The 23,600-nt window shown below is 25.2% G+C and carries 21 protein-coding genes; 9 read left to right on the top strand and 12 right to left on the bottom strand.

Annotated elements, in window-relative coordinates; all coding sequences use genetic code 4:
* Positions 1-67 precede the first annotated feature (67 nt).
* The 6 genes from FOY43_RS01015 to FOY43_RS01040 form a co-directional block, all read right to left on the bottom strand.
* Positions 68-817 (bottom strand): ABC transporter ATP-binding protein, encoded by a 750-nt coding sequence (locus FOY43_RS01015; protein WP_146308717.1) that lies wholly within the window; start codon positions 815-817, stop codon positions 68-70.
* Positions 810-1,889 (bottom strand): hypothetical protein, encoded by a 1,080-nt coding sequence (locus FOY43_RS01020; protein ID WP_146308718.1) that lies wholly within the window; start codon positions 1,887-1,889, stop codon positions 810-812. Before FOY43_RS01020 ends, FOY43_RS01015 begins: the two co-directional genes overlap by 8 nt.
* A gap of 26 nt (positions 1,890-1,915) precedes the next feature.
* Complete coding sequence (locus tag FOY43_RS01025; RefSeq protein ID WP_146308596.1) at positions 1,916-3,124, bottom strand: IS30 family transposase; 1,209 nt, start codon at positions 3,122-3,124, stop codon at positions 1,916-1,918.
* Positions 3,125-3,378: 254 nt separating this feature from the next.
* Positions 3,379-4,350, bottom strand: coding sequence for a DHH family phosphoesterase (locus FOY43_RS01030; protein WP_146308719.1), 972 nt, complete (start codon positions 4,348-4,350; stop codon positions 3,379-3,381).
* A gap of 18 nt (positions 4,351-4,368) precedes the next feature.
* Positions 4,369-5,742 (bottom strand): M17 family metallopeptidase, encoded by a 1,374-nt coding sequence (locus FOY43_RS01035; RefSeq protein WP_146308720.1) that lies wholly within the window; start codon positions 5,740-5,742, stop codon positions 4,369-4,371.
* 1 nt (position 5,743) lies between these two features.
* Positions 5,744-6,115: an IMPACT family protein gene (locus FOY43_RS01040; protein ID WP_146308721.1), complete on the bottom strand. Its 372-nt coding sequence runs from the start codon at positions 6,113-6,115 to the stop codon at positions 5,744-5,746.
* 283 nt (positions 6,116-6,398) lie between these two features.
* On the opposite strand from FOY43_RS01040, the gene FOY43_RS01045 reads away from it, so the two are divergent.
* On the top strand, positions 6,399-7,364 hold the full coding sequence (locus FOY43_RS01045) for a DHH family phosphoesterase (protein WP_146308722.1): 966 nt from the start codon (positions 6,399-6,401) through the stop codon (positions 7,362-7,364).
* 29 nt (positions 7,365-7,393) lie between these two features.
* Here the strand turns inward: FOY43_RS01045 and metK are convergent, their stop codons facing one another.
* The 6 genes from metK to FOY43_RS01075 form a co-directional block, all read right to left on the bottom strand.
* Positions 7,394-8,548, bottom strand: coding sequence for a methionine adenosyltransferase (metK, locus tag FOY43_RS01050; protein WP_146308723.1), 1,155 nt, complete (start codon positions 8,546-8,548; stop codon positions 7,394-7,396).
* 164 nt (positions 8,549-8,712) lie between these two features.
* On the bottom strand, positions 8,713-9,591 hold the full coding sequence (era, locus tag FOY43_RS01055; protein ID WP_328592696.1) for a GTPase Era: 879 nt from the start codon (positions 9,589-9,591) through the stop codon (positions 8,713-8,715).
* An 11-nt stretch (positions 9,592-9,602) separates the two neighbouring features.
* Entirely contained in the window at positions 9,603-10,001 is a 399-nt protein-coding gene (gene cdd / locus FOY43_RS01060) for a cytidine deaminase (RefSeq protein WP_146308725.1), read from the bottom strand.
* A gap of 1 nt (position 10,002) precedes the next feature.
* Positions 10,003-10,470 (bottom strand): rRNA maturation RNase YbeY, encoded by a 468-nt coding sequence (ybeY, locus tag FOY43_RS01065; RefSeq protein ID WP_146308726.1) that lies wholly within the window; start codon positions 10,468-10,470, stop codon positions 10,003-10,005.
* Positions 10,471-10,483: 13 nt separating this feature from the next.
* Positions 10,484-10,852 (bottom strand): hypothetical protein, encoded by a 369-nt coding sequence (locus FOY43_RS01070; protein ID WP_146308727.1) that lies wholly within the window; start codon positions 10,850-10,852, stop codon positions 10,484-10,486.
* Positions 10,830-12,845 (bottom strand): Mbov_0121 family peptidase domain-containing ABC transporter, encoded by a 2,016-nt coding sequence (locus FOY43_RS01075; RefSeq protein WP_146308728.1) that lies wholly within the window; start codon positions 12,843-12,845, stop codon positions 10,830-10,832. Before FOY43_RS01075 ends, FOY43_RS01070 begins: the two co-directional genes overlap by 23 nt.
* 71 nt (positions 12,846-12,916) lie before the next feature.
* Between FOY43_RS01075 and FOY43_RS01080 the strand changes: the two genes are divergently transcribed.
* From FOY43_RS01080 to FOY43_RS01115, 8 genes are all read left to right on the top strand, one after another.
* The gene (locus FOY43_RS01080; RefSeq protein WP_146308729.1) at positions 12,917-13,354 is read left to right on the top strand and encodes an RpiB/LacA/LacB family sugar-phosphate isomerase; all 438 of its coding nucleotides are present in this window, start codon (positions 12,917-12,919) and stop codon (positions 13,352-13,354) included.
* 103 nt (positions 13,355-13,457) lie between these two features.
* Positions 13,458-16,289 carry a hypothetical protein gene (locus FOY43_RS01085; RefSeq protein ID WP_146308730.1) on the top strand — a complete coding sequence of 944 codons (2,832 nt, stop codon included), beginning with the start codon at positions 13,458-13,460 and terminating at the stop codon, positions 16,287-16,289.
* Positions 16,290-16,381: 92 nt separating this feature from the next.
* Positions 16,382-18,505 carry a transglutaminase-like domain-containing protein gene (locus FOY43_RS01090; protein WP_146308731.1) on the top strand — a complete coding sequence of 708 codons (2,124 nt, stop codon included), beginning with the start codon at positions 16,382-16,384 and terminating at the stop codon, positions 18,503-18,505.
* Positions 18,506-18,514: 9 nt separating this feature from the next.
* Entirely contained in the window at positions 18,515-19,672 is a 1,158-nt protein-coding gene (locus FOY43_RS01095) for a DNA methyltransferase (protein ID WP_146308732.1), read from the top strand.
* Positions 19,673-19,688: 16 nt separating this feature from the next.
* Complete coding sequence (locus tag FOY43_RS01100) at positions 19,689-21,635, top strand: hypothetical protein (protein ID WP_146308733.1); 1,947 nt, start codon at positions 19,689-19,691, stop codon at positions 21,633-21,635.
* Between the two features lie 348 nt (positions 21,636-21,983).
* On the top strand, positions 21,984-22,472 hold the full coding sequence (locus FOY43_RS01105; protein WP_146308734.1) for a hypothetical protein: 489 nt from the start codon (positions 21,984-21,986) through the stop codon (positions 22,470-22,472).
* 198 nt (positions 22,473-22,670) lie between these two features.
* Entirely contained in the window at positions 22,671-22,934 is a 264-nt protein-coding gene (locus FOY43_RS01110) for a hypothetical protein (RefSeq protein ID WP_146308735.1), read from the top strand.
* A gap of 244 nt (positions 22,935-23,178) precedes the next feature.
* Positions 23,179-23,469, top strand: coding sequence for a hypothetical protein (locus FOY43_RS01115; RefSeq protein WP_146308736.1), 291 nt, complete (start codon positions 23,179-23,181; stop codon positions 23,467-23,469).
* Positions 23,470-23,600 lie beyond the last annotated feature (131 nt).

The raw sequence follows: 23,600 nt of genomic DNA on the forward strand, positions 1-23,600 counted from the left end.
AATAGATAAATTTAAATAAGAGATATGACTGTTAAATACAAAGAAAAAACATCCGAAGATGTTAATTCTACAATTCAATATTTTTAATACTTTCAGTTATATCTCTAATAAATAGTTCAAGATCATCGTCATTAACAAATTTTTCTTGAATATTAGTAATATGATCACTTATAACACCATCTTTTAAAACATAAATCTCATTAGTTAATTTTCTAATTTCGTTTGAATCATGGCTTATCAAAAGCATTGTTCCGTTGTATTTATTGATATAACTTTCAATAATATCTCTAACTTTAATTTTGGTATCAGCGTCAAGACCTGCAGTAAATTCATCAAGGATAAGTAACTTTGGTTTTGAATATAAAACAAAGAATAAATCAACTTTTTTTCTTTGCCCACCACTGAGTCGGTCGTATCTCATTTTTAGATAGTTATCTATTTGAAGAATTTCATAAAGTTTTTTGATGAATTCCATATCCAAAATTTCTTTAAAATTAGTGATTAAAAGTTTATATAAATCTTTAACAGTTGGTTTTTTTAATTCTATTTCATTTTGAAATTGAAGTGCAATACTTTCTTTTGGTGAAATAAGATAATCATAGTTATAAATTATTTCACCACTAGTTAGTTCAGAATAACCAGCAATGATTTTAGCTAAAGTTGTTTTACCTGAACCGTTTTTACCAACTAATGCTATTCTTTGTTGTTCTTTGATATTTAAGTTAATTCCTTTTAAAACTTCGGTTTTATCTTTTTTAACTAATGAATTTTTAAATTCCTTATGTAAATCTTTAATTTCAATAATTGTTTTACTCATATTTTCCACTCTTTCAGAAATAACGATATCCTAAATAACTTAACATTCCAACTGTATAAATACTTCTAAAAACTCATAAGATAATATCAGCTTGTTCTGGTGTAATAAAGTTAAATCCATTCTTATCAGCTGCATCACTAATTAGTCCCGCAAACACCACAAGATCAAGTTTAAATGGATTAATTAAAACATAGAATATAGATTCAAAGACTGCTAATACAGTAGCAAATTCATAATTTATTATAGTTTTTCTGACATATCCAATAAGTGGTGCTTCTACATAAGTATGTGATAATAAAGCAGAAAGGAAAAATAAACTAATAATAGGTAATAAAATTTCAAATAGTAAAACAGGTATCAAAATTGTGTTAGTTGCTTTTTGTACAAATTTTTTATCCATTTTATATCTAAATAAATCTACAACTATATATGTAATTCCTGTTATAAAAGTATAATACATCAAGAATTTAGTTAGTCCTAATAGCTCATTTTTGAAAAAATCACTGGTTAAACTATATTTTGTATTTGCGCTTATTGCTGCTATACCTATTAAATCTATGATGATAAAAGTCAATATAGCATAAGATAAAAATATTAAAGATGAGATTAGTGGTATAAATTTAATATTTTTTTCATATGTAGTAATTAACAAAGTCTTTTTGATATAGGTATTTCTTATTTTGTATTCTAAATTAACGAAAAATAACGCTAAAGGTAATATAAAGAACAATCCATTACTTGTTATAGCAGTACTTAGGCTTTCGATCGGTCCATTTTGTAACCATTTAGATATAGCATCTCCAACATAGTATAAAAATGGTATTTCTAAACTTTCTTTTTCATTAAAATCTTTATATGAAAAAGATATCATTGAACCGATAATACTTGTGAGTATCAATATACCAAAAATAACTGATAAAGTTATTAATCAACCTAGATTTAATTGAAGTATGAAATAGAAAAGTCATTTAACAATGCATTTTAATCAAAGTCCTTGAAGTACGTTAGTGCTACGATTTATATAATTATAATGCTTTTTTATATAAAAAAGCACACCAAAAGAATCGGTCATGACCGATTTTAAAATTTTTAGTAAAATTATTGATTGATAAGTGTTAAATATTCATTAATTCTTTTGCTCATCACATAAATTTGTTTATTTGTGAATTTATCCATAGACACACCCTTAGGAATAAATCTTCTAATGTGTCTGTGGATATTTTCTATTGAACCTTTTTGGTATGAACAATATGCATCACATTTAAACAAATTGTTATTAGAAATAACTTCGTGCAAGCGCACGTTCTCGGAGCCGTTATCAACCGTTAATGTTGTTATTTTTATGGAATTAACTTTAATCATTTCAAGTAAAGCATCTTTCACTGCCTCAGAAGTTTTGCGTGATAATATTACATAAAGTTTTCTAGTTTTTCTATCTAATAAAGTTACCAAACAATTCTTATCCTTGCTTTGTCCAATCACAGTATCAAGTTCAAAATGACCTTCCTTTAATCTATGGTTGGCCTCATCAGGCCTTTGATGAATACTAACAGCATTTTTAAGAGAACTTTTTTGAACTTTTCTAGTTTTCTTGTGATATTTTCCTACAGAAAGAAAGAGCAAAATATCTATAGATAAATTAAACTCATTTGACTTTAAGCACTTGTATACAGTGCTAGGAGTAGGGCAGAAACTGTTAGGAAACATCTTCTTAAATTTATTAACAAGAGCTTTAGCTGAAACTTTGATTGCTCTTTTTGTAAAATCTTTATTGAATCTATTTTTCCTATAATAACTAACTTCAGATTTTCAAAATCTAATAAAATCTCTTCATTTATTTTTAATAGTCTTTGAATGAAGTCTTGTTCTTTTGGACTTATAAAGCATAAGATGTTCGGCAATTAATTGGAAATCAATATAGTTTACATAATTAATATATTGATCACAGTTGCGACAAACTTTTTTATATTTTTTGACAAAATCACCTTGATTTGTTGTTGAAATTTTCAATAACTTTTTAATGGTGTGTGTTTGAAATCCAATCACTTCTGAAACTTTAGAAAAATTCTTTCCTTCTTTGAATAATCTTAGGCATTCATTTAAATGAAGAATGTTCATTTGATTCGCTTTGAGTAATCTGTTATTTATAACTTTTGAATGAAGAATTCTGATTTCTTCTTCAGAATTTTTGATTAAATAGTGATTGTTTGGTAAATGTTTTTCTTTAGTTTTAATACACACAACTTTTTCAAGAGAATTTTTAATATTTGCTATAATCATATTGGTTCCTTTCTTATTTTTTTGCACTATAATTTTACTAAAAGGACCAAGAATATAAAACAGTCATGCAACAATTGTTGTATGACTGTTCTTTTTTACGGATTTAATTGAAGTCAAATCTTACGTTGAATTTTCTTTCTAATTTTAATTTCATTTTTCATATCTAAATTTTATATTATTAAAAATTTCTATTTCATAAATTATAGTTTTAAGCATTTAATTTAATTAAGATTGTGGAAATAATATGAAAAATAAAAACGTAAGATGAACTTACGTAATTTCTATTTATTTTCATTTTGATATCTAAGCACTTCAGCATTACAATCAGCAATAAGCGCATCAATTTGGTCAAAACTTTCTAAAATACATCCTGAAGCTCGATCATGTCCACCGCCATTTCACTTACGAGCAACGACATTAACGAGTGGTCCATTTGATCTAAGTTCAACTCTAATTTTGCGATCTTCTTCTTCGGTGAATTGCACTCAAATAGGATAACCTTCAATATTTCCGATTGCATTAACTCTAATTGAAGATTGAGGAGTTTTATTAAATGATAAAGTTTCTTCAAGAGAGTTTTTAATATAAGCTACTTGACCATTTACTTTAAGTGTTGAAACTAATCAAGAGTTAAATTGTATTTCATTTAATGAAGTTTTTGAGAGATTCGAGTGAATAAAATCACTTTCAAGTCCATTATCATATAACATTGCAACAAGTCTAAAAGTTCTTGCGCTAGTTTTATCATACAAGAATCTTCCTGAGTCAGTATTAATTCCTAAATATAATAAGTTTGCTGCTCTTTTTGTGATTTTTCAATTATTTACAAAAGCTAATTGAGCAATCATTTCATCAGCGGCAATATAACTAGAATCAACTCATTTAGAATTTTTATCAAGATCATCTTCATTAGGGTGGTGATCAATTCTAAGTGTTTCAGCAAAAATATTTTTGTCTAAAACCTCTCTACATTCAATTCTTTCTTTAAAATTCGCATCAACTATAACACCTAGTGATTTAGCAAGTATTTCATCCGAAGGAATTTTATCGTGCACTAAATTAAGAAATGCAAAATTTCCCCTAGTATCACCAATTGCATAAATTTTCTTATTTGGGTAATTGGTTTTCAAAAGCTCTTTAAGACCAAATTGACTTCCTAAACAGTCGCCATCAGGTCTAATATGATGAAAAATAACGATTGAGTCATATTTTTCTAATAATTCTGTAGCAACTTTTTCATTTCCTATTAACATATCTCTCCTAAATCTCTCCTAATTATTTAATTTTGCAAATTCTACTAATGTAGGAATTAAAACACCTTGAGGTTCACCCTTAATATCAGCTGTGAAAGCAACATCACAGTGAATATATGGAACATCATTAGTAAATTCTTTTAAGAACATTGCTGCACTATTTGAGTCAGATTTGGAACTTGAAGAGTAGTTGTTTAAATCGGCAACTTTTGATTCTTTATTTGATTTGTGGAAATCTTCATGAAGTGGCATTCTTCAAACTTTTTCATAGCTAACATTTGCCGCTTGATTGAATAATTCTCATTTTTTGTCATCTGTTGATCAAATTCCTGTGTAAACTGAGCCAAGCGCATAACTAAGTGAACCTGTTAATGTTGCAACATCAACTAATTGTGTTGCTTTAAGTTCACTTGCACCATAATAAAGACCATCAGCAAGAACTAAACGTCCTTCGGCATCTGTGTCTGTAACTTCAACTCATTTTCCACTCATTGATTCATAAATGTTTTCAGGAAGTGAAGCATCATTAGCTAATCTATTGTCTGTTATCATCATAACTGCTGAAGCATTAACTTTTAGTTTTAATTGAGCCATAGCTTTAACTGCATATGCAACAATTACTGAACCAGACATATCAAATTTCATACCACCCATGTGATATCCTTTAGTGTTTACTCCTCCGGTATCAAAAGTAATTCCTTTTCCTACATAAACATTGTGTTCTTTAGATTCAGGGTTGTTTTTGTATTCAACAACAACAACTCTAGGTTCATGAGTACTTCCTTTATTTACCGAAAGTAATAAGCCCATATTTAATTCTCTAATTTGAGCTTTGGTTAGTACTCTAACTTTAAGATTTTCAATATTTTGAAAATCATCAGCAATTTTTTCTGCTAAAACTTCAGAATTCAAGAAGTTTTCAGGCATAATTTGAAGATTTCTACAGTCATTAACCGCTTGTGAGATAACAGTAACTTCATTTATCAATTCTTTGTATTGACTAAAATTTTCTACAACAACATTAATGGTAAATTCCTTTTCTTCTTCAACTTTTTCAGATTTTTTATTTCTTTTGAATAATTTTGCTTCATTAAAATTAAAATCTGAAATCAATAATCTAATTAAGTTTTGTTCACTTAAGTGATTTTTAACAAAACTTTTTAGATCAATATCAATATTTGAATCTACAGCAAAAATTTTAGAAATTTGCTTTTTGAGTTCAAAGTAGTTATATTTTTTCTCTTCAAAATATAAATATGCTTTATTAGTTGATTTATCAATAAGAAAACTTCCATTTTCTTTTTTAACAAATTTAGGTGCATTTTGTTCAAAAACCGCACTAACTAATAAATTTTCTGAGTTAAATTTATCTGTAAAATTTAATTTTTTCATTTTATTTTTCCTTCTCGTTTAAGTATTCATCTATAGCATATTGCGAAGCTTGTCGATAAGCTCTAATTAAACCACCAGCGCCGAGTTTAATTCCACCAAAATAACGAATAACAACCACCAATACATTTTCAACATTTTTTAGTCTGATTAAATCTAAAATCGGACGTCCCGCTGTGTGTTTTGGTTCACCATCGTCATCATACCCTGCTTCTTCAACGTTATTTTCATTAATAAAAAGATATGCACTGCAGACATGTCTAGCTTTTTTATATTCTAATTTTATTTGTTTAACAATTTCAGAAGCCTCTTTTTTGGATTTAATTTTATATGCTTTAGAATAAAATGTGGACTTTTTAATAATAATTTCATTCATTTATATTATGATTATATTACAATTATTTTTAAATTAAAAGTATAATTAATTAAGTTAATGGAGGAAGTTTGATATTATCAATTTTAGGTTTTATATTTATATTGTTATTGGTGGTATTAGTACTAAAATTTATTCTTAAATTGACTTTTGCGATTATTGCAATAACAGTGTGTGTTTTAGTTGTATTAGGAATACTAGGTATTATTGGTATGGCTTTAAAAGGTATTGGAGCATTCCTGTTCTAAACTTAAATCAACAAATTAAAATAATATAGGAGATAAAAATGATTATAGGAAATTCTAAAGTTGCGATTGACGCAATTAAAAAATATGATTCAATTATAATTTTTCACCACATCAGACCTGATGGTGACTGTTTAGGAAGCCAAGCTGGATTAGCTGAATTAATTAGAACTAATTTTCCAGAAAAAAAAGTTTATACAGTTGGAAATAGTATGCACACTTTTGACTTTATGGAATATGAGTTTACAGATTTTGACAAAATTGACTTCAACAACTCTTTAGCAGTAGTCGTAGATGCTTCAAGCGGTGACAGAATTGAATGTGCTGAACTTTTATACGAAAACAGAACAACTGCTAAATTAAGAATCGATCACCATCCAAATGATGCTGATATCAAATACGATTATAACTGAATAGATGAGCATTATGTAGCTGCAGCTGAAATGATCGCTCAAATTGCTAAAGATGGTAATTTTAAGGTTACTAATAAAGCTGCTGGACATATTTATTTAGGAATTAATACTGACTCAGGAAGATTTTTATATCCTGATACATCAGCCAGAACACATGAATTAGTAGCATTTTTAATGAGAGAAGGAAATTTCCATCCACAAAAAATTCATGCTGAATTGGGTAAACGTTCATTAAAAGATATTCAATTTATTGGTGCTATTTTAAGTGGTTTTGAGAAAAAAGAAAGAGTATTATATTACAAAATAACAACTGAAATTATGAATAAATTCAACATGAATTCTTTAGAAGCAGCTATTTATGTAAATGAATTAGCTAACATTGAAGATAACAGATGTTGAGCATTCTTTATTCAGTTAGAAGATGGAAAAGTTCGTGGTAGATTGCGTTCAAACGGACCACTTGTTAATGTTGTGGCTCGTGAATTTAATGGTGGTGGACATGATAACGCTGCTGGCATAACTTTAGATTCATGAGATCAAGTTGATTTAGTTTTAGAAAAGTTAAATCAAGCTATTATTGAATTTGAAAAATAATAAAAATATAAGCTTTAAGGCTTATATTTTTATTTTCTGTAATTTTTGTTGTAATTCAACTCAATGTATTTTTTGATCTCTTCAACCATATTTAGTTTTTCTCATGTAAATGATTCTTCATTTCTTCCGAAATGCCCAAAACAAGCTGTTTTAGCATAAATAGGTTTTTTAAGATCAAGTTTTTCAATTATTCCTCTTGGAGTTAAATCAAATAAATCATCAACCATCTTTTGAATAAATTTAATTGGATATTTATGTGTTTTGAAGGTATTAATTGCTATTGAAATTGGTCTAGCTTTACCTATTGCATAAGCTATTTGAATTTCAATTTTTGAACATACACCAGCCGCAACAAGATTTTTGCAAATTCATCTTGCAGCATAAGCAGCTGAACGATCTACTTTAGTAGCATCTTTACCACTGAAAGCACCACCACCGTGATGTGCATATCCACCATAAGTATCAACGATAATCTTTCTTCCAGTTAAACCAGTATCACCAATCGGACCACCGATTACAAATTTTCCTGTTGTATTAATTAAGATTCTATTAGCCTTATCAAAACCATATTCACTTAATACAACATTAATAATATTTTCAATTATAAATGTATTGAATTCCTCTTTATTATAGTCTTCAGCATGTTGAATTGACATTAAAACAGTATCAATTTTTACATTTTCAAAATCTGTATAATCAACAGTTACTTGACTTTTCATATCAGATTTAGCTCATTTAAATTTACCATTAACTCTAAGTTCGTCGGCTTTTTGAACTAATTTATGAGCTAAAGTAATTGCTAGAGGCATATAATCTTTAGTTTCGTTTGTAGCAAAACCAAACATTATACCTTGGTCTCCAGCTCCTAGATTATCATTTTTCTTAACTACTCCCTGTGCAATGTCAGGACTTTGTTTTTTAATATCTGTAAAGAAATTAGTATCATATGAATAATATCCTAAATTCTTTAATACATTCTTTGCTATTTCAACAACATCAATTTTTGCTTGTGATTCAACTTCACCAGCAATCATAACATTTTTTCCGCTAGCCATTGTTTCAATAGCCACCCTTGAATTTGGGTCTAATTTTAAGTATTCATCAAGAATTGAGTCAGAAATTTGGTCACAAACTTTATCTGGATGACCTTTTCCAACAGATTCAGATGTAAAAAGTTTTTTCATTTATCCTCCCTTTTAATTAGCACAGGAGTTAACTCAAGCATGTTGGTTTTTACCCTAACTATCCACCTTGCTTCACGTAGGTTGGCAATGGTCACAGCCGTCAAGCTACCATACTCTATATGCTAATTGGATTTATATTATATATTAATATAGTTTTAAATTCGCTAATACCCAAATCTTTTTAATTCATTTTCATTATCGACTCATTTTTTAGATACTTTAACTTTTAGTCTTAAAACAACTGGTTCACCTAAAAGATTTTTTATTTTTTCTCTTGCTATTGTTCCAATTTGTTTAATTTTAGAAGCTCCAGCACCTATAACCATACCTTTTTGAGAATCTTTTTTAACATAAATATTTGCATCAATTTCAATAGGAGAAGTGTATTCGTTAAATTCAGTTATTTCAACTGCTATTGAATGTGGTAATTCTTCATAGAGATTATTGATCGCTGCTTCACGAATAATTTCTTGAGCTATAAAACGAATGCTTTTATCTGTTATAAAATCCTCATCATAATATATAACATCTTCATAAGCGAATTTTTTAATTGTATTAATCACTCCATCAATAGATCTTTGATCATTAACTGAGCAGCTAATAATTTCAGAGAAATTGTACTTTTGTAACTCTTCAATTTTTTCAGTCAATTTTTCAGGTTGACCTTTAATTTTGTCAATTTTAGAAATTACAGCAACTTTATTTTTAACATTTTTAAGATTTTCTAAAATTATTGAATCACCTTTACCGATTTTTTCATCAGCTGGGCTTAAAAATAAAATAACATCTGCTTCAGGAATTGAGTCAAATGCATTTTTATTTAAATGTTCACCCAATTTATTTTCAGGTTTGTGAATACCAGGAGTATCAACAAAAACAATTTGAGTTTCATCGTCAGTTAAAACACCAGTAATTTGATCCCTAGTGGTTTGAGGAGTGTCAGTAACAATTGATAATTCATATGAAAGTATTTTGTTCATTAGTGAACTTTTTCCAACATTAGGGCGACCAACGATGGAAACAAAACAAACTTCTTTTTTCATTGGTTCCATAATTATTTAAATAAATCTCCTGAACGAACTGCGAATGGTACAATTTCAGACACTTTATTTATTCTTACTTTTTTACCATCATAAGAATATTGATACACTAACGAATCATCACTCATAAATTCACTTATTACTTGTCTGCATCCAGCGCATGGACTAATAACATCATCATTTAAATAAGAAATAATGTGAATTTCCTTAAAATTACCAACTTTAGCTCCTCTAGCTACTGAACCAAATAACGCTGATCTTTCAGCGCATAAACCAGAAGGATATGCAGCATTCTCAACATTAACACCAGGATATTCATTTCCTAATTCATCAATAGCAATAGCTGCTACAGCAAATTTAGAATATGGGCAATAAGATTTTTTTAACAACTCTTGTAAATCAGTTAATTTCATTCTAATCCTCTCTTGTGATATTTAATGGGTTAAAGATTTCATCTACGATTCTATTCATTTCAATTCTTTCATTTTCTTCTTCATGATCATACCCCATTAAATGCACTAATCCATGTGTAAATAAATAACAAAACTCCCTTTTAACACTATGATTAAATTCATTTGCTTGAGAAATTACTTTTTCATAACTTACAACTAATTCACCTAAATGAACAAACGGTAAAGTATCATATAATCCATCATTTCCAAAATCAAATGAAAGAATATCAGTAGCATAATCCTTACCTCTATATTCTTTGTTTAATTTTTGAATTTCTTCATTATTAACTATAGTTAAATCAACATTAATATGTTTTTCAATATTGAAATATTTAGCTAAATTTAAAATTATTTGAATTAATTCTTTTTTAAATTCAATTTTAAATTCAGTTTGATTATCAATACTGAGTTCAATATCACTTTTTTTCATATTTTATATTATATTAGAATTTAAGTATTCACTGATAAAACTTCATAGTTTCGACCGGAATTTTTATTAAATTATTATTTCTAATTAAGTTTAATTTTTCAAAATTAGAATTAAAGAATATTTCGAATGAATTTTCATCAATTTTAACAAGTGTTATGTCAACAGCAATTTTGGTATTTTTTAGAACTAGAAAAGCAGAATAATTGATATTTTCTTCTAAATCTTTAGTGTAATTTATATAGTATTTTGAATCAAACTCACTTATGTAAAAACTTTGAAAATGTTTAATATCAACATTAAAAAATAAATAAAATCCAAAAAATAATAAAACTAAAAGAATAGTGATTAGAAAATAAATTTTAAATAAGGTTCAATTTTTCAATATTTATCCTTTGTGAATCATTAAATAAATAATTTTGATTATGACTTATTTCAATAAAAATACAACTTTTAAATTCCTCTTTGATAATTTCTTTAATATAGTTAGTTATTTTAATATCCATATTCTCAAAAAATTCATCAAAAATTATAACATATGGGTTAAATGTAAATAGTTTGATTACTGATAAAATTCTTTTTTGACCTGTCGAAAGATTCGTTGCATTATTTAAAATTAATTTAGAGTAGTCTAAATCATAAAATTTTAATATTGAATTAAAGTCATATTTTTTGAATCTTTTTAGCACTTTTGGTTCATAATGTTTCAAGTTAAATAGATATTCTTTTACAGTTAGATTAGCAAAATATTCCTCATTTGTAAGTAAATACACTTTTGAAGCTATATTATCTATTCGTTCGATATTTGTATTATTAATTAAAACTTGACCACTTTCTGAACTAACAATATTACAAATTAGTTTACAAAGTAAACTTTTACCTGAACCATTTTTACCAGTTATTATTACATTTTTATCAATTAGTAAATTATGTATTTTAAGTTTGTTTTTACCCATAAATTTAACAGTAACATCTCTTAATAAAATTCTATTTATTTTCTGATTTAAATAATTTTTACTTACCTTGTTATTGTCTAAAACTTCGCTAAAGACACCAAATTTGAATAAACTATTTTTATAATCAATATAATCATTTAAAATCGCACAAGTGTTTTTTATAGGGTTAAAAATGAAATTTGAACATGTTATGAAAAAGATTAATTCATTTAAGTTCACTTTATTATTTCATAATTGAATAACACCAATTAAAATTAATAAAAGTGGAAAAACAATATTTAAATATTCCGATAAATCCAAGATATGATTATTTGAATCATTTATTTTATTTTGACTTTTAATAAGTTTATCAATACTTTGACTTTCCTTGGTTAACATAAAATTTTTAAATTCATCTGTAGAACTATTTCTCAATAAGTTAGCAAGATCATCTTGTAAAGTTGCTTCAGAAATTAAAATTTCATTAAAACTAGCTTTATTTTTATATTGATAAACATAAATAGTTATTGAAATAAATAGGTAGACAAAAGCAAAAATTAAAATGCTAATTAGAAGTATATTATTTATAAAAAATAAAAATATGCTTAAAAATAAAATAGAAATAACATTAATAAATATTTCTGCAAAGAATTGTTGTTCAAATTTTAATATTATTATATAGGAGTTAATTTTGTCGTTTATTTCTTGGCTAGAATATTTAAATTTAATATTTTTGTCATTAAAAAACAAATACTTTCAAACTTGACTACGTTTTAACTTAAATTTTTCAAGAATTGCTCTATTGAGTAAATTGAAACTAATTCTTTTAATTAAAAATGAGATGAACACTAATCAGCTGTATAGTAAAAAAATTAAACTTAAATTCACTAAATCATAGTTTTGTGTAAATTCTGAGATAAAAACTTTACTTAAAAATGGAATTATAAAAATCACTAATGTTGAAATAACTCTAAAAAATAAATAAGTTAAATTTATGTTGTAAACAAATTCTTTTTTATTTAAAGTATTGCTTTTTACATTATTTTTTATAGGATAAAAATTAAGCACTAATCCTAAAAATTTATTTTTAAATTCACTTTCTTTTACCTTCACATTACCTTTAATTGGGTCGAAATAGTAAACTAAATTACTCTTAATTTTTTTAAGAATTACCATATGCTGAATTTCTCCATCACTAATAATTATAGAAAGAGGTAATTCATCTTTATTTATGGATTTAAGTTGATCAAAATTGCAATTAAACACTTCAAAAGCAATATTAGCAGAACTTGCAACTCTTTCAAGTTCGCTTAAAGTAATTCCACTTTGTGAATAATGAACCATGTTTTTTAGTTTAATTAAATCAAGCTTCTTCCTAAAAAATTTTTTGTAAAAATATTCTAAGTTGACTAATGCACAGTCTTTAGGGTCTATTTGTTTCATCTCACCAATATATGTTATAATAATAAAACTGTTAGAAAAAGTGTACTAAAAAGGTAAAATAAGGGGAAAATATGAAAAAAATTGTTGCACTTGTTAGTGATCATGCCGGTTTTGAACTTAAAGAAGGTCTTAAAAAATATGTTCAAAGTCTAGGTTATGACACAATTGATTTAGGACCTGATAATGATAAAAACCCAGTATCATATGCTGAAAAAGGAAAAGAATTAGCTGAATATGTTGACAGTAGAAAACCAGATTTTGGGATCGCCGTTTGTGGAACTGGATTAGGAATTTCATATGCATTAAACCGTCATTTACACATTAGAGCAGCTAGAGTTGTAAGTAAAGAAGATGCAAAATTAGCAAAATTACATAATAATGCTAATGTGTTATGTTTTGGTGGTCGTCAAGTAAAACTAAAAGATGCAGAAGCTATGGTAGATGAATTTATTAACACTAAATTTGAGGGTGGAAGACATCAATCAAGAATTGATGAATTAGATAAGTAATTGACTTTGGTCAATTTTTTTGTACTTTTTTTGTTCATTTTTAGTTCATCTTTATTATTTATGACATCTACTATTGAACACAAATTTAATTTAACGAGGAAATATGAAACAAAAAAGAATTACAAATAAAATTAAAATAAGTATAAGCGCTTTATGTACTGCTGCAGTTTTAGCTGCTACACTAATTCCGCTTAGTGTGAAATATTGCACTGCGGTTAAAACAATTGAACAAAAGGATGAAGAAATTAGATTACTGAAATTAAAAATTTCTAATTTAACTAGTGAAAAAGAGAAGTTAATTGAAGAAAAAGAACAATTAACTACTGAGTTAAATAACTTAAACACTTTATACAATAAACTTAAAGAAAATTATGAGAAAACTTTAGGTAATTTTAAAAGTATTACAAATTCAATTTTAGAAAGAAATAATAATTATGAAACAATGCTGGAAAATTACTATAAGAGTTTAAATAACCCTGATACTAATATTGGAAATGAAATTGAAGAAACTGTCGATTTTGAACTTGAATTAGAAAAAATGCGTCAAGGAATTAAGGATAAAGTCAGTGAATATGTAAGATGTATTGAAAGTAAAATTAGTGAATTAGAAACTAATAATAGTACAATCTTTACTCAAAATGAGTTAAGTAAGTACATTAATAGACTTAAAGAAATTAAAGATTTTGGATTTAATCTCTCACTAGAAAATGCTGAAGAAATTGCTAGTGGAGTAAAATGAATATCTCAATCTGAAAAAGAATTAAATAACGTTTTAAGTCAGATTAATACCCTTTATGCGTCTAAAATTGCTGAATTAGAAGAGATTATTACTCAAAAAGATGAAATTATTGAAAATAGCTTTAATACTGCAAAAAATATGGTGCAACAAGCTATTAATTTAACTAAAAATCAAATCGATTATTTAGAAACTTTAAAAGAAATAGCATATAAATTTGTTAATCGAGATTATAGTAGTTATAGTTCAGAAGCATTTGCTAATAGTATGCGTAATGAAGCATATTCACTAATTAATGAAATTAATGACTATTCTAATAAAGTACAAAGAACTTTAGATAAAGCACAAAGTGATTATGAAAAAGCACTAAAAACTAAAAATATTGATGATTTTAGTACCATTAATATTGAAAGTTTTCCAATTAAAAACAAAACTTTTACTAAGCTAATTGAAGCATTAAATAATAGAGATTATGAAGCACTTTTCAATAAAAACCTTGAAAATTGAACAAATTACAACAATGAAGTAGCTAGATATAAACAAGCTATGAACGAAAATGCTGAATTACAAGTAAAAATACAAGTTGCTAATAATCAAATCGATACCTTAAGTAGTGAATTAAATACTGCTAAAGAAAATATAACTAATTTAGAAAGTTTAATTCAAAATAATTTTAATGATACTTTAATTCACACTAAAGAACTTTTAACTAATTTATTTTCTAGTTTAGAACAAGAAAATTTAGATGAATTAAATGAAGTTGCACAAAACTTACATACTCAATTAGATATTTTAAATCAGTTAGTAAGCGAAAGTATTGATAGTGAAAATGTAAGTGAAAATCAGACTAAACTTTATACTGCAATTGATGCAATACAAAATATTATTGAAACTTATAAAAATATTCGTGTTTTACCACTAGAAGCTATCGTATTTAATTTAGCACAAAAAATTAGTGAATTAAATACTGAAATTGATGAGTTAAAAACTGAGTTAAATACTGTAAATTCTGAATTAAATAGTTTAAGTTTAGAAAATAGTGAAAATAAAGAGAAAATTAATGAATTAACATTAATTAAGCAAACTTTAGAACAAAATTTAAGTTTAAAAGCTGCTGAATTAGAAACTAAAACTAATGAATTTAAAACTGAAGAAGCTAATTATCAAAAACAAATTGCAGAAAAAGACTTAAGAATTAAGGATTTAGAAAGACAACTTAGAGAACAAGGTGGTTCGAACAGTCAATTAGAAGCTGAAATTGAAAGTTTAAAAAGAGATAAAACTAATTTAAGTTCACAAGTAAGCAGTTTAAACAGTCAATTAAGCAGTGTAAAAAATGAAAGAGATAGATTAAAGAGTGAATTAGCTAGTGCTAATAGTACAATTGCTCAAAATAAAGTTGAGATTGAAGACTTAAACAAAGAAATTATTCGTTTGCAAAATGAATTAGATAACAGACCAAATCCTGTTGAACCTACTCCACCTGCTCCGCTTCCAAGTCCAGTTAATAGTAATAAAAGTGTAATAATTGGATATGATTTACTTACTGAAGAGTATCCAAAATATACTCTTACTAGCGAAGCATCCACACTTATTAATAGCTGAAAATATAATGAAACACATTCTTTAGAAACTAACCTAGTTTCACAATGATTTAAAAATAATGGAACAGGACCAACACTAGGAAATAACTATACAAGTGATTATGGTAAAGTATCTAATAAATTCATTTTAAGAAACGGTATTAAAGAAAAAGTTAAAATACCAGAAAGTGCTAAAAGCGCAAAAATCAAATTACTAATTAATGGAGTGCAAAAGGAAATTAATTTAACTAAAGCAAGTAGTGGTTGAATAGGAACTATTGAACTAAGTCCAAAATCAAGTGCAAATTTTGATTTAAATTGAACTTCTATTACTAGAACACCAAATGGAAGTATTTATGGTGGAATGGTACCAACTTTTACTGATACTTACACTAAAGAAAATGAAAAATGAAACTGAAAAATTTTAACTCAAAGTTTAAGTTTTGATATACCTTTTTCAACTTCATCAAAAACATTAGAAGCAACTAATAGATGAACTATGGAAAGTAAAAGTGTTTCAAAACCGTCTGGTTATGATACTACAATAACAGGAGATTTAGATATTTATAAAGGAATGAATACAATAACAATTTTAGAAATTAGTTGAGAAGAATAACACCTTAGGGTGTTTTTTCTTGCTTATTTTATATTTATATAAATTTTATTTATAAAATTTATATAAAAGTAATATTATGATATAATTAAAATATGAAAAAGTGATTGAAAATTTTACCTTTAATTTCTCTAACTAGTAGTTTAAGTGCTACTGGTTGTTTTGGTACAACACAAGCAGTTAAACAAAAAGATAAAGATTTTTATGAAAAAGCTGAAGTTATTGATTTAAGAAACAAATACATAAACTTTAATGACGATTTATATCTTAATACTAAATTAAATGAGTTAAGTGCTGTTAAACAGTTTAATAGTGAAGTTAGTGAATTTATTAATAATCAAATTTTTAGTATTGAAAAAATTAATCAAATTAATTCTTTATATAACAATGCATTAGAAGAGTGCTTTAATTACTTAAAGGAAAACTTTATTGAAAAATTAAACTGAATAGATAGCGAAATAATTAAGAATAATCTAATAAAAAATATTAGTTTAGAATACCGAAATTTAAGAGTTATTATTCATCATTTCATTACATTAAATACTTTAAATGAGAATGCTAAAAACAAATTAACAACATTAATTGATACTGTTAATAAAATTAAAGAATTAAAATTATCCGCTAATGTAGAAATTAATTGAGAAAAATTAATCGACGCTAATTTTGCAGTTAATGAAAGAGAAATAAAAAATATCGAATATGATTTAATCACTAAAACACTAAAAAATTACATTGAATATTTTAGTAAAGGTAATTTCTTTCCATTAATCATTGAAAGACTAACCTACTTTAAAAATCATTTTGATTTTGGTGTGAAAGAACATACTATGCAATGATTTATTACTAAAGACAAAAAATTTACTTTAAGTCCGGGTAATGCTGAAAACATTGAATGAAGACTACCATATATGCGTGATAGTAGATACGGACTTATTAAATTTGATAGCGAATATATTATCAGTTGATTAAAAAATTATGATGAATGACTTTGACTAATTAATGATGAAGAGAAAATTGGAAAAATTAACTTAGAAAATGTTAAAGCATTTAATCACTACAAAGACTTCAAAAATGAATTTATTGCTAATGAGTTTAAAGATTATGAAAACTTTAATATTAACGTAAATGATTGAAAATATCCTAGTCAAACTTTTGGTTATAAATATAGCGAAAACATTTCAAAAGAAATATTTAATTATGTTTCGAAAATTTATGGTAATAATTGAGAAGAACACAATTCAAAAACTCATAAGTATTGAATTACTCAAAACTATAGATTACCTATTGATTTTGATTTTGATTTATTTTGGAATTATGCTCATGTAAATACAAAAGGTCATATATCACGTCCTATGACTTACGAATTATTAACTGAACAACCTAATTACTTCTCTAATTTTGAACAAAATTTACTTTCGGATTTGAAAATAAAAAATAAATTTATTTATAAAGAAAGTGTTAATAACCTTTTTGATTATCCAACTACTAGTAAATTAATAAAAAATGATTATGATTATATTAACTCAGAAAATTATGAAAATATCGAAATAACAAGAAATCAATTCATTCAATGACGCAAAAATTGAGAAAATATTTTAAGTAAATTTATCTCTAAAAATTGAAATCAAAAACAGATTATTTTAGCACTTAGTTTCTATATAACAAGTAATGTTATGTATATGTATAATAATTACAAATTTTCATTTAATACTGACGGTAATGATTTTTATAATCCTGCTTCACTTTTTGAAACTGATAGAACACTTCAATGCTATGGATACAGTCAAAATCTCTCGCTAGCACTCACATTACTCAACATTCCTGTTAGAACTGTTGGTGGTAAAATGTTTAGCGACACACGAAATCCGTTAGTAAGTAGTGGAGGACACGCTTGAAATGAAGTCTTTATTGATAATAAATGAGTAAGTGTAGATTTAACTTTTGCTGATTACAACGAAAGGTGAAGTAATTTTAATAGTGAATTGAATTTAGAAGAGATATTTTTAGATAGAGATAGTGGAAGTCGTACAAAATTTAGATTAGATTTTTTAAGCTATATCACAACAATTATTAAATATTTAAATAAGGATGAAAATGGTAATTATGTGCACAATTATATTGAATTACCAACTCATTATAGTACTGACCCTGAAAATGAACTTAAATGAGAAAATATGCTTCCACTTTTAAGACAACAATACAAGCAAGCAATAGAATAAGGAGAAAATATGATACTAAGTAATGAAGAAAAAGAAAAGATAAATTTTAATTCATATAAAAGAGTTAATAGCTTGAATAGTTATTTAGCAATGTTTCCTTTAGATTTACCAGTTTATTTCATTTCTAAATATAGCGAAGAAAATGATTTAGTTGTAGACAATTTTTCAGGTCGTGGTTCTACCTTAGTTGCTGCTAGAATGCTTAAAAGAAATTTCATTGGTAATGATTTAAATCCATATGCTTATGTATGTTCAAAATTCAAAACAATAAAGAATATAACAAAAGAAGACATTTTAATTCAAATAGATAATTTAGAAAATGAATATCTTGCTTGAAAGAACAATTATAAAATTGATTTTGATAATTTCATTTTTAAGGACATTAAAATATTTTTTCATTCAGAAACTTTAACTGAACTATTTTTTATCAGAGAAAAATTAGGTAAGAGTTGATTAAATAATAATGACTTAGATAATTCTATTTTATGTTTTTTACTTTCTATACTACACGGTAGCGAAAGAAAGGACGGAAATAGTATATATTTAAGTGTTTCGATGCCGAATACAATATCAATGTCTCCAAATTATGTTAAAAACTATATCAAAAACAATAAACTTATTCTTACATATAGAAATGTTTTTGAATTATTAAAATTAAGGGTTAATTCTAGTTGAGATGAAGTACTTGAGACAAGTGAAAATTACTTAAAGATATTTTATGCAAATTCAACAGAAGAGTTAAATTTTATTGATGATGAGAGTGTTAAAATGATTTTTACTTCACCACCATATTTAAAAGTTGTTAATTATACCGATTCGAATTGACTAAGATTATGAGTTTTAGGATATGAAAAAGAAAACTTAAAAAATGAGATTAAATTAGATGATAAGCACAATTTTAGTGAATATTGTAATTTTATTCTTAGTTATTTAAAAAATATTTATCCTAAAGTTAAGAAGAATGGGTATGTTTTTCTTGTTATTGGAGATGTTAAAGATTTCGAACTAGCAAAAGAAACTTGAAGCATTATAAAAAATCAAGTTAAATTTGAATTAATTGATATATTTGAACAAGAAATTGAAGATAATAAAAAAGTATTAAAAATGGTAAAAAATAAACCTAAAGCTACTAAAAAAGATAAAATTATTATGTTAAGAAAATACTAACTATGGGAGCGTGTATATGGAAAATAGAATAAATCTAGATAACATACATTTAGCAATTTGAAACCCTAGATTTGAAACAATTGATAAACTTGAATTTAATTTCATGGATGTTTTTAAATTACATGATAAAAATTACTCTACAAAAACTGAAATTGAAAAGATTTCTGAACTTTATAATGAAAATAGGCAAAATTTTTATGAGCTTTTTTACTCAATAAAAGATAGATTTCATTCAGTGAATGAAAAAATTCAATTCATTAAAAATGATGACCATTATATTGTAATCGAAGGTAATCGCAGGTTAAGTTGTTTGTTAATTATGAAAAATATTGATAAATATATTGAATTAATACCAAAATTGACAGATAATAACATAAACGAAGAAAGTATTAACCCTTATATAGAAAAATTAAGCAAATTATATTTATTTTTATTGTCTATTAAAGATAAAATAGACACACAGAACATAAAGGAATATTTGGATTTTGATGAATATTATGTGTTTACAAAAAATGAAGATATTTCTAATTCATTGTTTATAAAGCATACACCAGCTAAGCCTGTGGGTCAATTGCCTTGAAATAAAGGTAAATACTATTATGATATTTGAACTATGTTCAATAATGAGAAGTGATTTGAACAGGAAGATATTGATGAAGAAAAAACACGTTTTCTGTTTAGTAAATCAAAGAACGCCATGTTTAGCGATTATAAGAAAGCGGCTTTTTTGGTCAAGTTTTTTACATATATAAAAGATGATGATGCTATTTTAAGAGACGAAATGATAAATACTCAACCAACAGCTTTTGAACCAGATTTTATAAGAAACACAATAAAATCCACACTTAACTTAATAGATGATAATTTAAATTACAAAGATTTTTATGATTTAGAGTTCGATGCTAAGTCTAGAGATTACATTAATAATGGTCAATTTAAATTAGAACATGTTTTTAGTTTTATTAAAGAGTTAAAAGAAAACAATATGCAAACAACAAGATTTAACACAGATAACAAAAATGAAATAATAGATATTTTCTTTAACCATTTAAATTTAAATATAGTAAATGAAGACATATCCAAGAAGGAATTTCTAAATAAATTTATGCTTATGAGCCAAAACGAATTAAAATCTTATAAGAAAATAATTCGTACAAAAAAGGTAATTGATTTAATTGATTGTAGATTAACTCAATTTCATTACTCAAATGGTATTATCAAAGACCTTAAAAAAAGAAAAGCAGATGTTTTGATTGAATTAATTAATCAAATACATCACAATACAAATTTTGAAAAAAGTAAATTCTTTATAAACGCTATCCAATCATCAATTAGAACTATTATAGAATATGTTATAAAATTAATTGTATTTAATGCTATTAAAAATTGCGTTACATTCGATAATGAATATCTTGAATTTTGTAAAATATTAAACCATAAGATTAATAGTCCAATAAGATATATATCTAAAACAGAAAAAGCAAGTCTTACTTATGCTTTATTATTTGATAGTCAAGTAGATATTCCAGAAAACCAAGAAATTTTGGAAGAAGATGAATTAGATGATGAAGAAAATAAAGAAGTTAAAAATTCACAATTACGAAAAATTTTCAAAAACTTATTAAAATCTGATAATGGTGTGTTAAAAACTTTAGAAAAGTTATGTACAAACAATGTTTTTATAAAGAGTTTTTACGATTTCTTTGAAGATAAATTAAGTATAAGTGATTTCTATTTATTTGTTAACAGTAATTGAACCACAATAAATACATTTATTCATAAAATTTTTCTAAAAGATTTTACGAAAACAGTAGATATCTATAAAAAAATAACTTTAAATAATAATAAGATATTAAAGAATTTTTTGGAAATTATTCAAAAATTAAAATTCAACATTGTAAATGAAGTAATAGATGAAATAAACAAAGAAACAGATATTTCTTGAGAAGGTAAAATAGCATAATTTTATAGATACGACATGAACTAGGTTAATTGTGTTTTAATAATACAAGTAAGTAGCATACCAATGAATAAAAAATGATAAAACAAGTGTGAAGTTTAACAAGAGAAGCTAAGAAGAATTTGTGTAAAATTGAAAGTGCCTCGTATGATTATAATGGTAATATAATTACTCATATCCGTATTAATTAAATAACAATTGACCGCTTGTTATGGTTTATGCAGGAGAAAATGTTTATTATCCAACTTGTCGTAGTTTAAAAGTTAATAGAAGCACAAAAGAAAATGAAGTTTTACTAAAGAATATCGATACTAATAACTACTCACTCGTTGAAACTAATAATGCTCATGTATGAATAAAGAAGAATTTTTCAGCATCTATGATAAAAATGAAATTTCTTCGCTTAATGATTTTACTGTTGATGAATTAAAAACTTTACTTACTGAAATTAGAGAAAATTTGGATAAAGGAACATTAGCAATTCAAAAATTAACTATCGATGAAAATTGAAATATTAAACATTGTAAATTAACTAATGAAGTTGAAGCTTTTAGATTTTTAACTCTTATGGATATTTTACTTAACAATATATTACTAGGTTTCACTGATGAATATTTTGAAAAATATATTGCTAATTGAGATGATGAACAATGACTTATTGATTATCACGACGGACATTTAAGTTATAGGACTATTGAAAATTGAAGTTTGAATGAGTGTAAGGAATATTTAGAAATTAGAGATTTTGAAAAAGAACTGTTAATACTAATGAACATAAACTATATTGATTTAGTCCTTGAGACTATGAAAATGAACAAGCAAAATACAAAAAGAAGTTAGAAAAGCAATTACAAAAAGAAAAAGAACAAAACAAAAGAGAAGAACAAAATAAGAATAAAGAAGATGACTTAGCACTATCTATATAGTGCTTTTTTATATTTATTTAGTAAATATAAAAAAGTGTTATAATTTAATTAATACTTGCACGTCGGGACTTAGAAAGCCTGCATTGTCTATAGTGGAGTGTGAAAGGGAAATATGAAGTATTTTAAAATGCTTCTTATTTCAGTCACTACTACGACTTTAAGCGTAAGTTGTATCAATAATAAAAATACAACTAAATACAATTATGATAATAAAAAATATTATGTTGAATTAGATAAAACAAATCTGACTAAAGAAGATTTTTTGACTAATGAAACACTTTACATTAAAGATTTTGATTTGACTATTTTTAATTTTAATATTAGAAAGCTATTCAATTTTGATGATATTAATTTTAATTTATGAGAAAAAAATTAAATATCATTAAAAATAAATTAAAAGAATTAACTAATGAAAATAGTTTTAAGCAAATTTTACATTATTATTTACAAATTTATTAAGAAAATACAAAAAAGAAATATTGATTAAAGATAAATTTAATCACATATAAAATTAAATTTATAAGTAAATTTCAATGTTACAAAATATATAGTTTCTTTCTATATGGACTTTTTTTCTATAACTCAAAAATTTTAATTTAATATAATAAAAAGGAGAAAAAATGAATTTATTTAATTTGGAAATCTTAGAAAAACCAAAAGATATTGACATTATAACTAAATTGGGAGGTAAAATTACAAATTTTGTTTTACTATTAGCAATAATAGTAACTTTTATTATCATTATTTTAACCGTTTTTTGAATTTTATTTAATTGATTTAAAATGGTAAAAGCAAGTGATAATTATAAATTTGAACAAGCTAAAAAATCTATTAAAATTGGATTATTAATTATTATGATATTTATATTTTTTATTATTACTGTATTTATTTTTCGTTTTAACTACCATTAAATATATTTGGTTATTAATTTAATGATTACATAAAAAGTTGACAATACAATTGTCAACTTTTTATGTAATAACCTGATCAAAATAACAACATTATATATTAAAAGTAGATGATAAACATCTACTCTAGAGAA

The organism is Mycoplasma anserisalpingitidis (assembly GCF_007858495.1).
In the GTDB taxonomy this organism is placed as follows: Bacteria; Bacillota_I; Bacilli_A; order Mycoplasmatales; family Metamycoplasmataceae; genus Mycoplasmopsis; species Mycoplasmopsis anserisalpingitidis_A.